This window comes from Pseudomonas sp. GM21 (assembly GCF_000282215.1).
Lineage (GTDB): Bacteria > Pseudomonadota > Gammaproteobacteria > Pseudomonadales > Pseudomonadaceae > Aquipseudomonas.
Map to the genome: position 1 here is coordinate 56,351 of NZ_AKJS01000144.1, position 14,761 is coordinate 71,111.

Annotated in this window: 15 protein-coding genes; 7 read left to right on the forward strand and 8 right to left on the reverse strand. The window is 60.4% G+C overall.

What is annotated here, in order from left to right:
• Position 1 precedes the first annotated feature (1 nt).
• Both glyS and glyQ read right to left on the reverse strand, forming a co-directional pair.
• Complete coding sequence (gene glyS, locus PMI22_RS05725) at positions 2-2,056, reverse strand: glycine--tRNA ligase subunit beta (protein WP_007948112.1); 2,055 nt, start codon at positions 2,054-2,056, stop codon at positions 2-4.
• Positions 2,053-3,006: a glycine--tRNA ligase subunit alpha gene (gene glyQ, locus PMI22_RS05720; RefSeq protein WP_003213601.1), complete on the reverse strand. Its 954-nt coding sequence runs from the start codon at positions 3,004-3,006 to the stop codon at positions 2,053-2,055. Before glyQ ends, glyS begins: the two co-directional genes overlap by 4 nt.
• Positions 3,007-3,087: 81 nt before the next feature.
• On the opposite strand from glyQ, the gene tag reads away from it, so the two are divergent.
• From tag to PMI22_RS05705, 3 genes are all read left to right on the forward strand, one after another.
• Entirely contained in the window at positions 3,088-3,645 is a 558-nt protein-coding gene (tag, locus tag PMI22_RS05715; RefSeq protein ID WP_007948114.1) for a DNA-3-methyladenine glycosylase I, read from the forward strand.
• Between the two features lie 40 nt (positions 3,646-3,685).
• Positions 3,686-4,573, forward strand: coding sequence for a lysophospholipid acyltransferase (locus PMI22_RS05710; RefSeq protein WP_007948115.1), 888 nt, complete (start codon positions 3,686-3,688; stop codon positions 4,571-4,573).
• A gap of 72 nt (positions 4,574-4,645) precedes the next feature.
• Positions 4,646-4,885, forward strand: a complete 240-nt coding sequence (locus tag PMI22_RS05705; protein ID WP_007948117.1) for a PilZ domain-containing protein — start codon at positions 4,646-4,648, stop codon at positions 4,883-4,885.
• On the opposite strand, the gene PMI22_RS05700 is transcribed toward PMI22_RS05705, so the two are convergent.
• From PMI22_RS05700 to def, 5 genes are all read right to left on the reverse strand, one after another.
• Positions 4,886-5,200, reverse strand: a complete 315-nt coding sequence (locus tag PMI22_RS05700; protein ID WP_007948118.1) for a tetratricopeptide repeat protein — start codon at positions 5,198-5,200, stop codon at positions 4,886-4,888.
• Between the two features lie 140 nt (positions 5,201-5,340).
• Positions 5,341-6,714, reverse strand: coding sequence for a Trk system potassium transporter TrkA (gene trkA / locus PMI22_RS05695; RefSeq protein ID WP_007948119.1), 1,374 nt, complete (start codon positions 6,712-6,714; stop codon positions 5,341-5,343).
• Between the two features lie 21 nt (positions 6,715-6,735).
• A complete protein-coding gene (rsmB, locus tag PMI22_RS05690; RefSeq protein ID WP_007948120.1) occupies positions 6,736-8,046 on the reverse strand; it encodes a 16S rRNA (cytosine(967)-C(5))-methyltransferase RsmB in 1,311 nt (436 codons plus the stop codon).
• On the reverse strand, positions 8,043-9,002 hold the full coding sequence (fmt, locus tag PMI22_RS05685; protein ID WP_007948121.1) for a methionyl-tRNA formyltransferase: 960 nt from the start codon (positions 9,000-9,002) through the stop codon (positions 8,043-8,045). The genes rsmB and fmt overlap by 4 nt, the downstream gene beginning before the upstream one ends.
• 72 nt (positions 9,003-9,074) lie before the next feature.
• Entirely contained in the window at positions 9,075-9,581 is a 507-nt protein-coding gene (gene def, locus PMI22_RS05680; RefSeq protein ID WP_007948122.1) for a peptide deformylase, read from the reverse strand.
• 171 nt (positions 9,582-9,752) lie between these two features.
• Between def and PMI22_RS05675 the strand changes: the two genes are divergently transcribed.
• The 3 genes from PMI22_RS05675 to PMI22_RS05665 all read left to right on the forward strand — a co-directional run bounded on the left by PMI22_RS05675 (position 9,753) and on the right by PMI22_RS05665 (position 12,572).
• Positions 9,753-10,778 (forward strand): LysM peptidoglycan-binding domain-containing protein, encoded by a 1,026-nt coding sequence (locus PMI22_RS05675; protein ID WP_007948123.1) that lies wholly within the window; start codon positions 9,753-9,755, stop codon positions 10,776-10,778.
• Between the two features lie 81 nt (positions 10,779-10,859).
• Positions 10,860-11,960: a DNA-processing protein DprA gene (gene dprA / locus PMI22_RS05670; protein ID WP_007948124.1), complete on the forward strand. Its 1,101-nt coding sequence runs from the start codon at positions 10,860-10,862 to the stop codon at positions 11,958-11,960.
• Positions 11,961-12,014: 54 nt separating this feature from the next.
• On the forward strand, positions 12,015-12,572 hold the full coding sequence (locus PMI22_RS05665; protein ID WP_007948125.1) for an L-threonylcarbamoyladenylate synthase: 558 nt from the start codon (positions 12,015-12,017) through the stop codon (positions 12,570-12,572).
• Positions 12,573-12,688: 116 nt separating this feature from the next.
• Here PMI22_RS05665 and PMI22_RS05660 read toward each other — a convergent pair whose 3' ends face one another.
• Positions 12,689-13,666: an NADPH:quinone reductase gene (locus PMI22_RS05660; RefSeq protein WP_007948126.1), complete on the reverse strand. Its 978-nt coding sequence runs from the start codon at positions 13,664-13,666 to the stop codon at positions 12,689-12,691.
• Between the two features lie 179 nt (positions 13,667-13,845).
• Between PMI22_RS05660 and hemF the strand changes: the two genes are divergently transcribed.
• The gene (gene hemF / locus PMI22_RS05655; RefSeq protein WP_007948127.1) at positions 13,846-14,760 is read left to right on the forward strand and encodes an oxygen-dependent coproporphyrinogen oxidase; all 915 of its coding nucleotides are present in this window, start codon (positions 13,846-13,848) and stop codon (positions 14,758-14,760) included.
• The last annotated feature ends 1 nt before the right edge of the window (position 14,761 follow it).

Here is a 14,761-nt window from a genome sequence, read left to right on the forward strand (position 1 = left end):
CTTAGCTCAGCAACGAAATATCAGCGACGCCGAGGAACAGCCCGCGCAGACGCGCCAGCAAGGCATAACGGTTGGCGCGCACCTTCGCATCTTCCGCGTTGACCATCACCGCTTCGAAGAACGCATCCACCGGCTCGCGCAAGGCGGCCAGGCGGGCCAGCGATTCGCTGTACTGACGCGCGGCAGCCATTGGCTGGACGGCCTGGTCAGCCTGCTGGATCGCCGAGTACAGAGAGAACTCGTTGGCATTGTCGAAGTATTTGGCTTCAACCACTGTCGGAACGGAGCCTTCGACCTTGCTCAGCAAGTTCGATACACGCTTGTTCACGGCAGCCAGGGCTGCAGCTTCCGGCAATTTGCGGAAGGCCTCTACCGCTTGTACGCGCTGATCGAAGTCCAGCGCTGAACCCGGCTTCAGGGCACGAACCGACAGGTAGGTGGCCACGTCGACACCTTCGTCTTCGTAACGGGCACGCAGACGGTCGAAGATGAACTCCAGCACCGCGTCGTTCAGGCCGACAGCCTTGACCTTGGCACCGAATGCATTCACGGCGAAGGCCACGGCGTCGTTCAGGTCGAGTTCAAGCTTCTTGTCGATCAGGATGCGCAACACACCCAGAGCTGCACGGCGCAGGGCATACGGGTCTTTGCTGCCGGTTGGCAGCATGCCGATACCGAAAATGCCCACCAGCGTGTCGAGCTTGTCGGCGATCGCCACGGCCGCACCGGTCAGGGTGGTCGGCAGTTCAGCGCCAGCACCGCGTGGCATGTACTGCTCGTTCAACGCCAGGGCGACTTCTTCCGGCTCGCCGTCATTGAGGGCGTAGTAGTAACCGGCGACACCTTGCATCTCCGGGAACTCACCGACCATCTCGGTCGACAGGTCGCACTTGGACAGCAGGCCCGCACGGGAAGCCCATGCAGCGTTGCCGCCAATGCGTTGCGCGATGAATGCGGCCAGTTTGGAAACGCGCTCGGCCTTGTCGTAAACGCTGCCGAGTTTTTCCTGGAACACCACGTTTTGCAGGCGCAGGTTGAAGTCTTCGAGTTTCTGCTTCTTGTCTTGCTTGAAGAAGAACTCGGCGTCGGTCAGGCGTGGGCGTACCACTTTCTCGTTACCGGCGATGATCTGCTGCGGGTCTTTGCTTTCGATGTTGGCCACGGTAATGAAACGTGGCAGCAACTTGCCGTCGGCATCCAGCAGGCAGAAGTACTTCTGGTTGTCCTGCATGGTGGTGATCAGCGCTTCTTGCGGCACGTCGAGGAAACGCTCTTCGAACGAGCACACCAGCGGCACCGGCCATTCAACCAGCGCGGTCACTTCGTCGAGCAGCGCCGGCGGAACAATCGCCGTACCTTCCTGGCGGGTGGCCAGTTCTTCGGTGCGCTTGCTGATGATGTCGCGACGCTCGTTGGCATCGGCCAGCACGTAAGCGGCACGCAAGTCGGCCAGGTAATTGGCCGGCGAGGTGATGCGCACGTTTTCCGGGTGGTGGAAGCGGTGACCACGGGAATCACGGCCGGCCTTCTGGGCGAGGATGGTGCAGTCGATGACTTCGTCACCGAGCAGCATCACCAGCCATTGGGTCGGCCGAACGAATTCTTCCTTGCGAGCGCCCCAACGCATGCGTTTCGGGATCGGCAGGTCGTTCAGCGAATCTTCAACGATGGTCGGCAGCAGGCTCGACGTCGGTTTGCCGGCGATGCTTTGGCTGTAACGCAGCTTCGGGCCGCTCTGATCGATTTCGCTCAGTTCGACGCCGCACTTCTTGGCAAAACCCAGTGCCGCTTGGGTCGGGTTGCCTTCAGCATCGAATGCTGCCTGACGTGGCGGACCATCGAGGTTAATACTGCGATCCGGTTGCTGGGTGGCCAGCGATGTGATCAGCACCGCCAGGCGACGTGGCGCGGCATAAACTGTTTTGGTTTCGTAGTTCAGGCCGGCGGCTTGCAGGCCCTTGTCGATACCGGCGAGGAACGCCTCGGCCAGGGTGTTCAGGGCTTTGGGTGGCAGTTCTTCAGTGCCCAGTTCAACCAGAAAATCCAGAGCACTCATTGTGCAGCCTCCAGCTTGGCCAGTACTTCATCACGCAGGTCCGGGGTCGCCATCGGGAAGCCCAGCTTGGCGCGAGCCAGCAGGTAGGCTTGCGCAACGGAACGCGCCAGGGTGCGCACACGCAGAATGTATTGCTGACGCGCGGTCACGGAAATCGCCCGACGCGCATCCAGCAGGTTGAAAGTATGGGAGGCCTTCAACACCATTTCGTAGCTCGGCAACGGCAGCGGTTGATCGAGTTCGATCAGGCGCTTGGCTTCGCTTTCGTAGAAATCGAACAGTTCGAACAGCTTCTCGACGTTGGCGTGCTCGAAGTTGTAGGTCGACTGCTCCACTTCGTTCTGGTGGAACACGTCGCCGTAGGTCACTTTGCCGAACGGACCGTCAGCCCAGACGAGGTCGTAGACCGAGTCCACGCCTTGCAGGTACATGGCCAGACGTTCCAGACCGTAAGTGATCTCGCCGGTCACCGGGTAGCACTCGATGCCGCCCGCTTGCTGGAAGTAAGTGAATTGCGTCACTTCCATGCCGTTGAGCCAGACTTCCCAGCCCAGACCCCAGGCGCCGAGGGTTGGCGATTCCCAGTTGTCTTCGACAAAGCGAATGTCGTGGACCAACGGGTCCAGGCCAACGTGCTTGAGGGAGCCCAGGTACAGTTCCTGGAAGTTGTCCGGGTTCGGCTTCAGTACCACCTGGAACTGGTAGTAGTGCTGCAGACGATTCGGGTTTTCGCCGTAGCGGCCGTCAGTCGGGCGACGACTGGGCTGCACATAAGCGGCGTTCCAGGTTTCCGGGCCAATGGCGCGCAGGAATGTAGCAGTGTGGAAAGTGCCGGCGCCTACTTCCATATCGTAGGGCTGAAGTACCACACAACCTTGCTCGGCCCAGTATTGCTGGAGGGCGAGGATCAAGTCTTGGAAGGTACGCACGGCTGGCGTAGGCTGGCTCACGAAATTCACCTGTTTCTTGGGCTGCGATTTAAAGAGCGGGAGTATACCCGATTCATTGCTGCGCACGCCCCCTGGAGCCTTATGCCACGCTGCTTTTGGTGTTCCGAAGATCCGCTGTACATGGCTTATCACGACCAGGAGTGGGGCACGCCGCTACGCGATGCGCAGGGATTGTTCGAGTTGCTTTTGCTCGAAGGGTTCCAGGCCGGCCTCTCATGGATCACGGTCTTGCGTAAACGGGAGCGTTATCGCGAGGTGCTGTTCGGCTTCGATGTCCAGCGCGTGGCACAGATGAGCGATGCGGAAATCGATGAATTGATGCTCGATCCAGGCATCATCCGCAACCGCCTCAAACTCAATGCTGCCCGGCGCAATGCCCAGGCCTGGCTGGCGCTGGAGGACCCGGTGGAGTTTCTCTGGTCCTTCGTCGGCGGTACGCCTGTGATCAATCATTTCAAGGATCGCACTGAAGTCCCGGCCGTCACGCCGGTGGCGGTGGAAATGAGCAAAGGCCTGAAAAAGGCCGGTTTCACGTTCGTCGGGCCGACGATTTGTTACGCGCTGATGCAGGCCTCGGGCATGGTCATGGACCACACCCGCGATTGCGATCGCTACGCGACTCTGGCGAACGGCGGTTAGAATAGCCGCCTCGCGCACAGCACAAAATCAGGAGTGACCTGTGGATAAGTTTAAAGGCGCCTTGCTGGTAGGCGCTCTGCGGCTGTTTGCCCTGCTCCCGTGGCGGGCCGTTCAGGCCGTTGGCTCGGCGATTGGCTGGGCCATGTGGAAAACCCCCAACCGTTCCCGCGACGTGGTGCGGATCAATCTGGCCAAGTGTTTTCCGGACATGGACCCCGCCGAACGCGAACGCCTGGTCGGCCAGAGTCTGAAAGACATCGGCAAGTCCCTGACCGAAAGCGCCTGCGCCTGGATCTGGCCGGCGCAGCGGTCCATCGACCTGGTGCGCGAAGTCGAAGGCCTCGACGTGTTGAAGGACGCCCTCGCCTCCGGCAAAGGTGTCGTGGGCATCACCAGCCATTTGGGTAACTGGGAAGTGTTGAACCACTTCTATTGCAACCAGTGCAAACCGATCATTTTCTATCGGCCACCGAAGTTGAAGGCTGTGGATGAATTGCTGCGCAAACAGCGGGTGCAATTGGGCAACCGAGTGGCGGCTTCCACCAAGGAAGGCATCCTCAGCGTGATCAAGGAAGTGCGCAAAGGTGGTGCAGTGGGCATTCCGGCTGACCCGGAACCGGCCGAATCCGCCGGGATCTTCGTGCCCTTCTTTGCCACCCAGGCGCTGACCAGCAAGTTCGTGCCGAACATGCTCGCGGGCGGCAAAGCGGTCGGCGTGTTCCTGCATGCGCTGCGTTTGCCGGACGGTTCGGGTTACAAAGTGATCCTGGAAGCGGCGCCAGATGCCATGTACAGCACCGATACCGAGACCTCCTGCGCGGCCATGAGCCAAGTGGTCGAGCGTTATGTGCGGGCTTATCCAAGTCAGTACATGTGGAGCATGAAGCGCTTCAAGAAACGGCCACCGGGTGAAGAACGCTGGTATTGAGTCAACTGGCATGATCTGTGGATAATCCTCGGGCCAGGGTTATCCACAACTGTTCATTTAAGGGCGCAGCAGATGTCCGAACACCGCAAATCGTTTCGCATCAAAATCAGTCATGAAAGCTTCGGCGAATGCCTGGGCCAGACACGCAATCTTTCGACTACGGGCGTCTACGTCAAGCATCCGGGCCTGTCTTCGTTGCCAAAAGGCGCGGTGGTTTACGGGCAGGTGCAGGACTTACCCACAGGTGCGCCGCGTGTGCGCATGGAAGTGATTCAGGTGGATGGTGAAGGGATAGGCCTGCGTTATCTCTGATCAGTGCGCGTTTCGCTCAAGTTTCTTCAGAAACACCGTCATCTCCTTCTCCGCCTGCTTGTCGCCGTGTGCGCGGGCGGCTTCCAGGCCTTGTTCCCACGCTTTGCGAGCCGCCGCGAACTCCTCTTGCGCCAGGCAGGCCTTGCCTAACAGTTTCCAGGCCGCTGAATACTTCGGATCGAATTCGACGCAACGCTGGAAATGTGCGGCAGCCTTGGCGTTTTCCCCAAGATCCAGATAACCCTTGCCCAAGCCAAAACGTAGCAGCGAGTTATCCACACCCTTGGCGAGCATTTTTTCCAGGGATTCGAGCATCAGTGCTTCCTGTGAGTGATGGGTTCAGTGATCGTTCCCACGCTCTGCGTGGGAATACCTCAATGGACGCTCCGCGTCCGCTTCGGTAAGGACGCGGAGCGTCTGGGCTGCATTCCCACGCAGAGCGTGGGAACGATCAGTCAGAAGAAGCTCAACCCCACATGAAACAGCTTCTCCACATCCCGAATGTGCTTTTTATCCACAAGGAACAAAATCACATGGTCGCCGGATTCGATCACCGTCTTGTCATGGGCAATGATCACTTCCTCATCACGAATGATCGCACCAATTGTTGTACCCGGCGGTAAGCCGATGTTCTGGATGGCCTTGCCAATCACCTTGCTCGACTTCGCATCACCATGGGCAATCGCCTCGATGGCTTCCGCCGCGCCCCGACGTAATGAGTGCACGCTGACAATATCGCCACGGCGCACGTGGGCCAGCAAGGTGCCGATGGTTGCCAGTTGCGGGCTGATGGCGATGTCGATGTCGCCGCCCTGAATCAAATCAACGTACGCCGGGTTGTTGATGATCGTCATCACCTTCTTCGCGCCCAGGCGCTTGGCCAGCAGCGAAGACATGATGTTGGCTTCGTCATCGTTGGTCAGGGCCAGGAAGATATCAGCGTCGGCGATGTTCTCTTCCATCAGCAAATCTCGGTCGGAGGCACTGCCTTGCAACACCACGGTGCTGTCGAGGGTGTCCGAGAGATGGCGGCAGCGAGCCGGGCTCATCTCGATGATCTTCACCTGGTAGCGGCTTTCGATGGCCTCGGCCAGACGCTCACCGATTTGCCCGCCCCCGGCAATGACGATGCGTTTGTAGGTTTCATCCAGCCGGCGCATTTCGCTCATTACTGCGCGAATGTTGGCCTTGGCGGCGATGAAAAACACCTCGTCGTCCGCCTCGATGACCGTGTCACCCTGCGGCAGAATCGGCCGGTCGCGACGGAAAATCGCGGCGACGCGGGTTTCGACATTCGGCATGTGTTCGCGCAATTGCCGCAGTTGCTGACCCACCAGCGGCCCGCCGTAGTACGCCTTAACCGCGACCAACTGCGCTTTGCCTTCGGCGAAGTCGATCACCTGCAAGGCGCCCGGATGCTCGATCAGGCGCTTGATGTAGTTGGTCACCACTTGTTCAGGGCTGATCAGCACATCGACCGGGATCGCGTCGTTATCGAACAATTCGGAGCGCGTGAGGTAGGAGGCTTCGCGCACGCGTGCGATTTTGGTCGGCGTATGGAACAGCGTGTGGGCGACCTGACAGGCCACCATGTTGGTTTCGTCGCTATTGGTCACGGCCACCAGCATGTCGGCATCGTCCGCACCGGCCTGGCGCAGCACTGTCGGCAGTGAGCCACGGCCCTGAACGGTGCGGATGTCCAGCCGATCGCCGAGGTCGCGCAGGCGTTCGCCGTCGGTGTCGACCACCGTGATGTCATTGGCTTCACTGGCCAAATGTTCTGCCAGCGAACCGCCGACCTGCCCCGCACCGAGGATGATGATTTTCATCCAGTCACTCCATTCAATCCGTTAACCGCGCGCGGCGGCAATCTTGATCAGCTTGGCGTAGTAAAACCCGTCGTGCCCGCCTTCCTGGGCCAGTAACTGGCGACCGTGAGGTTGCTTGATGCCGGCCGCTGTGGCGAGGTCAAGCTCACGAGCGCCTGGCGTACGGGCGAGGAACGCTTCGATGACTTCGGTGTTTTCCGTCGGCAGCGTGGAACAAGTGGCATAAAGCAGGATGCCGCCAACGTCCAAAGTTATCCACATAGCATCGAGCAATTCGCCCTGAAGCACTGCAAGCGCGGCGATGTCGTCGGGCTGGCGCGTCAGTTTGATGTCCGGGTGACGACGGATGACGCCGGTGGCCGAGCACGGCGCATCCAGCAAGATGCGCTGGAACGGTTTGCCGTCCCACCAGGTGGCGGTGTCGCGCCCGTCGGCGGCAATGAGTTCGGCGCTCAGGCCCAGACGTGCGAGGTTTTCTCGCACCCGCACCAGACGCTTGGCTTCGAGGTCCACCGCCACGACACCGGCCAGTTGTGGCTCGGCTTCAAGGATGTGGCAGGTTTTGCCGCCCGGTGCGCAACAGGCATCGAGCACTCGTTGGCCCGGCGCCAGGTCGAGCAGGTCGGCAGCCAGTTGCGCGGCTTCATCCTGCACGCTGATCCAGCCTTCGGCGAAGCCCGGCAGGCTGCGTACGTCGGCGGCGGCCTCAAGGATGATGCCGTCCTGACTGTAGACACACGGCGTCGCAGCGATCCCCGCTTCGGTCAACAGCCCAAGGTAGGCGTCGCGAGCGTGATGGCGACGGTTAACCCGCAGAATCATCGGTGGATGCGCGTTGTTCGCCGCGCAAATGGCTTCCCATTGCTCGGGCCAGAACGCTTTCAGGGATTTTTGCAGCCAGCGCGGATGCGCCGTGCGCACCACCGGGTCGTGTTCAAGCTCGGCCAGCAATGCTTCGCTTTCACGCTGGGCGCGGCGCAACACGGCGTTGAGCAAGGCTTTGGCCCATGGTTTTTTCAGCTTGTCGGCGCAACCGACCGTTTCACCGATGGCGGCGTGGGCCGGGACTCGGGTGTAGAGCAACTGATAGAGACCGACCAGCAACAGCGCTTCGACATCGGCATCCGCCGCTTTGAAGGGCTTTTGCAGCAATTTGGCCGCCAACGCCGACAGCCGTGGCTGCCAGCGCGCGGTGCCGAACGCCAAGTCCTGAGTGAAGCCGCGATCGCGGTCTTCAACCCTGTCCATTTGGGTCGGCAGGGAACTGTTGAGCGAGGCTTTTCCGTTAAGAACAGCGGCGAGTGCCTTGGCGGCGGCCAGACGCGGGTTCATTGAGCGTCCACCGCTTGACCGAGCATGGTGCCGACGGCGAATTTCTCACGACGGCTATTGAACAGGTCGCTGAAGTTCAGCGCCTTGCCGCCGGGCAATTGCAGACGGGTCAGACACAACGCCTGCTCACCGCAAGCGACGATCAAACCGTCCTTGCTGGCGCTGAGGATTTCCCCCGGTGCGCCTTTGTCTTCAGCGAGGCTCGCGGCCAGCACTTTCAGCGCTTCGCCGTTCAGCGTGCTGTGGGTAACCGGCCATGGGTTGAAGGCGCGGACCAGGCGTTCAAGCTCGATGGCCGGCCGAGTCCAGTCTATGCGCGCTTCGTCCTTGTTCAATTTATGAGCATAAGTGGCGAGACTGTCGTCCTGCACTTCACCTTCCAGCGTACCGGCGGCGAGGCCGGCAATCGCTTGAATCACCGCCGATGGACCCAGTTCGGCCAGACGATCGTGGAGACTGCCGCCAGTGTCGTCACCCGTGATCGGCGTTATGACTTTGAGCAGCATCGGCCCGGTGTCCAGGCCCAGCTCCATGCGCATCACGGTCACGCCGCTTTCACTGTCGCCCGCTTCGACGGCGCGCTGGATCGGCGCGGCCCCACGCCAGCGCGGCAGCAGGGACGCGTGGCTGTTAATGCAGCCCAGGCGCGGAATATCCAGTACCGCTTGCGGCAGGATCAGGCCGTAGGCGACCACCACCAGCAAGTCCGGCTTAAGCGCTTCCAGTTCAGCCTGAGCGTCTTCGTTGCGCAGGGTTGGCGGCTGCAACACCGGGATGTTGTTTTCCAGTGCGAGTTGCTTGACCGGGCTCGGCATCAGCTTTTGCCCACGGCCCGCCGGACGGTCCGGCTGGGTGTAAACCGCGACGATCTCGTATGGGCTATCGAGCAGGGCCTTGAGGTGTTCGGCGGCGAATTCCGGGGTGCCGGCAAAGACGATGCGCAGTGGCTCAGTCATGTAAAAACTCTCATTTACAAAGCAGTCGCAAAAGAAAAAGGCTTGCCGCAGCAAGCCTTTGAAAGAAGGGCATCAAGCGTTCTGGCGATGGAGCTTTTCCAGTTTCTTCTTGATTCGGTCGCGTTTGAGGCTGGACAGGTAATCGACGAACAATTTGCCGTTCAGGTGGTCGCATTCATGCTGGATGCACACGGCGAGCAGGCCTTCGGCGATCAGTTCGTAAGGCTGGCCGTCGCGGTCCAGGGCCTTGACCTTGACCTTCTGCGGGCGATCGACGTTTTCGTAGAAGCCCGGTACCGAAAGACAGCCTTCCTGATACTGCTCCATCTCGTCGGTCAGGGTTTCGAACTCGGGGTTGATGAACACCCGTGGTTCGGAGCGGTCTTCGGAGAGGTCCATCACCACGATACGTTTGTGTACGTTGACTTGGGTCGCGGCGAGGCCGATGCCTGGCGCTTCATACATTGTTTCAAACATGTCATCGACCAACTGACGCACTTCGTCGTCCACTACGGCCACAGGTTTGGCGATAGTGCGCAGACGCGAGTCGGGGAATTCGAGGATGTTTAAAATGGCCATAAGCTTGATGACTGCACGTGTGAAGTAAGGTCGGGTCGGTCGCCTGGTGAGTCCGAAGAGGCAGGCTACCGTTGTAAAACGTAGCTCCCTTCTCTTCATAAGCAAGCCGGGAGCGAGCCACTGAGGGCTAAAGCGTTTCACGCGAATGCACATAATAAAGGGATTCACCGCATGAGGAAATCACTACTCGCCTTGCTCCTTCTGGCTTCGGCCGGTCTGGCGCACGGGCAAGTGCAACTCAAGGAAGGTTTTCCACAGCAATACACCGTGGTTGCGGGGGACACACTCTGGGACATTTCCGCTAAATACCTGCGCCAGCCGTGGCAATGGCCTGAACTGTGGCAGGCCAATTCGCATATCGAAAACCCTGATCTCATCTATCCCGGCGACTCGCTGTCGGTGGTATACGTCAACGGCCAGCCGCACCTGACCCTCAATCGCGGCGCCTCGCGCGGCACCCTCAAGCTCTCGCCACAGGTGCGCACCTCGCCGGTGGCCGATGCCATCCCGAGCATTCCGCTACGATCAATCAACAGCTTTTTACTGAGCAACCGGATCGTCGACAAGGTCGAGGAGTTCGACAAGGCGCCCTATGTCGTGGCCGGCGATGCCGAACGTGTGCTCAGCGGCACCGGAGATCGCATCTTCGCCCGCGGCCATTTCAATCCAGATCAGCCGGCTTATGGCATCTTCCGCCAGGGCAAGGTCTACACCGACCCCGAGACCCAGGAGTTCTTGGGGATCAACGCCGATGACATCGGTGGTGGCGAAATTGTCGCCACCGAAGGCGATGTCGCGACCCTCGCCTTGCAGCGCACGACCCAGGAAGTGCGTCTCGGCGACCGTTTGTTCAGCGGTGAGGAACGGTCGATCAACTCGACCTTCATGCCCAGTGCGCCGAAAACCGCGGTTGACGGGTTGATCATCGATGTTCCGCGTGGTGTGACACAGATCGGTGCGCTGGATGTGGTCACGCTGAACAAGGGGCAGCGCGATGGCTTGGCCGAAGGCAATGTACTGGTGGTGATGAAAACCGGTGAAACCGTGCGCGACCGGATTACTGGCGAGCCACTGAAAATCCCCGATGAGCGGGCCGGATTGCTCATGGTTTTCCGCACCTACGACAAACTCAGCTACGGGCTGGTCCTCAATGCTTCGCGCTCTCTGGCCATCATGGACAAAGTGCGAAATCCATAAGTCGGCTCCACAAGTTACCAACAGAGTTATCCACAGCTTATTCCCGTTTCGACGGGGCTCATAACGATCAAGGATGATCCAATGTCACTGCCTGCCGTTACACCGGTTTCCCCTGCTGAACTGGAAGCTCGTTTACGTTTGCACCGTTTGCCTGAACTCGGCCCGGCGCGGTTCAAGAAACTGCTTGAGGCCTTCGGCTCGGCATCCAAAGCCATCAGCGCGCCGGCCAGCGCCTGGCGGTCACTAGGCCTGCCATTGGCGTGCGCCGAGGCTCGCCGCGCCAATGAAGTGCGTGACGGCGCCAGCCACGCATTGGCCTGGCTAGAGCGTCCGGGCCAGCATTTACTGATGTGGGACCAGCCTGAGTACCCTGCGCTGCTCGCAGAAATCAGCGACGCTCCGCCCCTGTTATTCGTCGCGGGCGCCCCGGGCATTCTGGAAAAACCGCAGCTGGCGATGGTCGGTAGCCGACGCGCCTCACGTCCGGGCATGGACACGGCCGCCGCGTTTTCCCGCAGCCTGGCCGGCGCCGGTTTCGTCATCACCAGTGGTCTGGCGCTGGGCATTGATGCTGCCGCGCATCAAGCCGCTTTGGACGTCGGCGGGCGAACGGTGGGTGTACTTGGCACGGGACTTGAAAAGTTTTATCCACAACGCAATCGACGACTCGCCGATGCCATGATCGCGTCGGGCAGTGCGGTGCTTTCGGAGTTCCCGCTGGACGCCGGCCCTAGCGCCAGCAACTTCCCCCGGCGTAACCGGATCATCAGCGGTTTGTCCCTCGGCGTGCTGGTGGTCGAGGCCAGTGTGGCGAGTGGTTCGTTGATCACCGCGAGGCTGGCAGCGGAGCAAGGTCGCGAGGTGTACGCGATTCCCGGGTCGATTCATCATCCCGGCGCCAAGGGCTGCCATCAACTGATCCGTGACGGCGCGATGCTGGTGGAAACTATCGAACATATCCTCGAAGCCTTGCGCGGCTGGCAACAGATGCCGTTGTCCACCGAGGCACCTTCGGTGACCCATCCGCTGCTCATGTTGCTGCATGCGGCTCCGCACACCAGTGAAGCTTTAGCTATCACCAGTGGCTGGGCCTTGCCCAAAGTGCTGGCCGCATTGACGGAGCTGGAAATGGACGGTCGCGCCGTCTGCGAAAGCGGGCGCTGGTTTGCGCGGGTGAGCTAGGTTTTATAAGGAAGATCGGTAAACTGCGCAGAGCCTTATTCCGGAGAGTTTTTCATGGTCAACAGTTGGCGAGTGCAACAAGCCGCGCAAGCCGTTCGTGCAGGGGCGGTGATTGCCTATCCAACCGAAGCGGTCTGGGGGTTGGGTTGCGACCCGTGGGATGAAGCGGCGGTCTATCGTCTGCTGGCAATCAAGGGGCGGTCAGTGGAGAAGGGCCTGATTCTGGTGGCCGATAACATCCGCCAATTCGATTTTCTCTTCGAAGACTTCCCTGAACTCTGGATGGACCGCATGGCCAGTACCTGGCCGGGGCCGAACACCTGGCTGGTGCCGCATCAGAATCTGTTGCCGCAATGGATCACCGGGGTACATGAAACGGTAGCGCTGCGGGTCAGCGATCATCCACTGGTGCGGGATTTGTGCGCCGCAGTCGGGCCGCTGGTCTCAACCTCGGCCAACCCACAGGGACGCCCGGCGGCGCGCACGCGGATTCGCGTAGACCAGTATTTCCGTGGGCAGGTGGATTTTGTGTTGGGCGGGAACTTGGGGGGGCGCAAGAATCCGAGCGTTATCCGGGATCTGGCGACTGGCCACGTTGTGCGCCCGGACTGACACCGCGTTATCGTTCTTCGCGAGCAAGCCCGCTCCCACACTGGATCTTCAGTGAACACAAAATTTGCGTTCAACAATGATCGAATGTGGGAGCGGGCTTGCTCGCGAAGAGGCCCTCAAGGCAACAAAACAGTCGAGCCAGTCGTGCGCCGCGCCGACAACTCGGTTTGCGCCTTCGCCGCGTCAGCCAACGAGTAGGTGTGGCTGATATCCACGTTCAACTTCCCGCTGCTGATCATTTCGAACAATTCATCCGCCATCCGTTGCAGGTTCTCGGCGTTGTTGGCGTAAGTCGCCAGCGTTGGCCGGGTCACGTACAGCGAGCCCTTCGCCGCCAGGATCCCCAGATTGACCCCGTCCACCGCACCTGACGCGTTGCCAAAGCTCACCACCAGCCCGCGCTGGGATACGCTATCCAGCGACGTCAGCCAGGTGTCTTTACCGACGCCGTCATACACCACCGGCACTTTCTTCCCGTCGGTCAATTCCAGCACACGTTGAGCGACGTTTTCGTGGCTGTAGTCGATGGTTGCCCAGGCGCCGTTGGCCTGGGCCAGTGCGGCTTTCTCGGGGGAGCTGACCGTACCGATCAATTTCACACCCAAGGCCTTGGCCCATTGGCAGGCCAGCGAGCCGACACCGCCGGCAGCGGCGTGGAACAGGATAGTTTCGCCACCCTTGAGTTCATAAGTCTGACGCAGCAGGTACTGCACGGTCAGCCCCTTGAGCATGACCCCGGCGGCCGTTTCGAAGCTGATCGCATCCGGCAGCAGCACCAGATTGGCCTCGGGTAATACGTGAACGTCGCTGTAGGCGCCCAACGGTCCGCTGCCGTACGCCACGCGATCACCGACCTTGAAGCGCGTGACCTCGCTGCCTACCGCTTCGACCACGCCCGCGCCTTCCGAACCCACGCCCGATGGCAAGGCGGGTGGTGCATACAGACCGCTGCGGTAATAGGTGTCGATAAAATTCAGGCCGATGGCCTTGTTGGTGACGCGAACCTGCTGTGGACCGGGCTCGGCGGGTTGGTAATCGACATATTCGAGTACTTCGGGACCGCCATGGGCGCGGAACTGGATACGCTTAGCCATCTGCCTACTCCTTGGGTCTTGGCTACGGGAGGTGTAGCACGAAGCCCCCTATCGAACTCCCAAGCTTGATCTTCGTCAACTGCGGCAGGCCCTTCGGCGATGTTATGCTACGCGCCCATTTGCGTCGGACCCCCGCTCCGATGGAGCGCCGCGTAGCTTTGCCCGATCAAGGTGATGACATGACGACCCGCACCGAGGCCGTAAAAGCCTATCTGCTTAACCTGCAAGACCGTATTTGTGCTGCGCTGGAAGCCGAAGACGGCGGCACGCACTTCGTCGAAGACGCCTGGACCCGGGCTGCCGGCGGTGGCGGTCGCACCCGTGTGATCGAAAATGGCTCAGTGATCGAAAAGGGCGGCGTCAACTTTTCCCACGTCTTTGGCAGCGGTCTGCCACCGTCCGCCAGCGCTCATCGCCCGGAATTGGCCGGCCGCGGCTTCGAAGCCTTGGGCGTGTCGTTGGTCATTCACCCGCATAATCCTCATGTGCCGACTTCCCACGCCAACGTGCGCTTTTTCATTGCTGAAAAAGAGGGTGAGGAACCGGTCTGGTGGTTCGGCGGCGGCTTCGATCTGACGCCTTACTACGGCAATGAAGAAGACTGCGTGCACTGGCACCGCGTCGCCGAGCGGGCCTGTGCGCCGTTCGGTCCGGACGTCTATTCGCGCTACAAAGCCTGGTGCGACAGCTATTTCCACATCAAGCATCGCCACGAGCCACGCGGTATCGGCGGTCTGTTCTTCGATGACTTGAACGAGTGGGACTTCGACACCAGCTTCGCGTTCTTGCGCGCCATCGGCGATGCCTACATCGATGCGTACCTGCCGATTGTGCAACGCCGCAAAAATGATGCGTTCACCGCGAAGCAGCGTGAGTTCCAGGAATTCCGTCGCGGCCGCTACGTGGAGTTCAACCTGGTCTACGACCGTGGCACGCTGTTTGGCCTGCAATCGGGTGGGCGTACCGAGTCGATTCTGATGTCGTTGCCACCGCAAGTGCGCTGGGGCTATGACTGGAAAGCCGAACCGGGCAGCGAAGAAGCCCGCCTGACCGAGTACTTCCTGCAAGACCGTAATTGGTTGGCCGAGGCCTGAA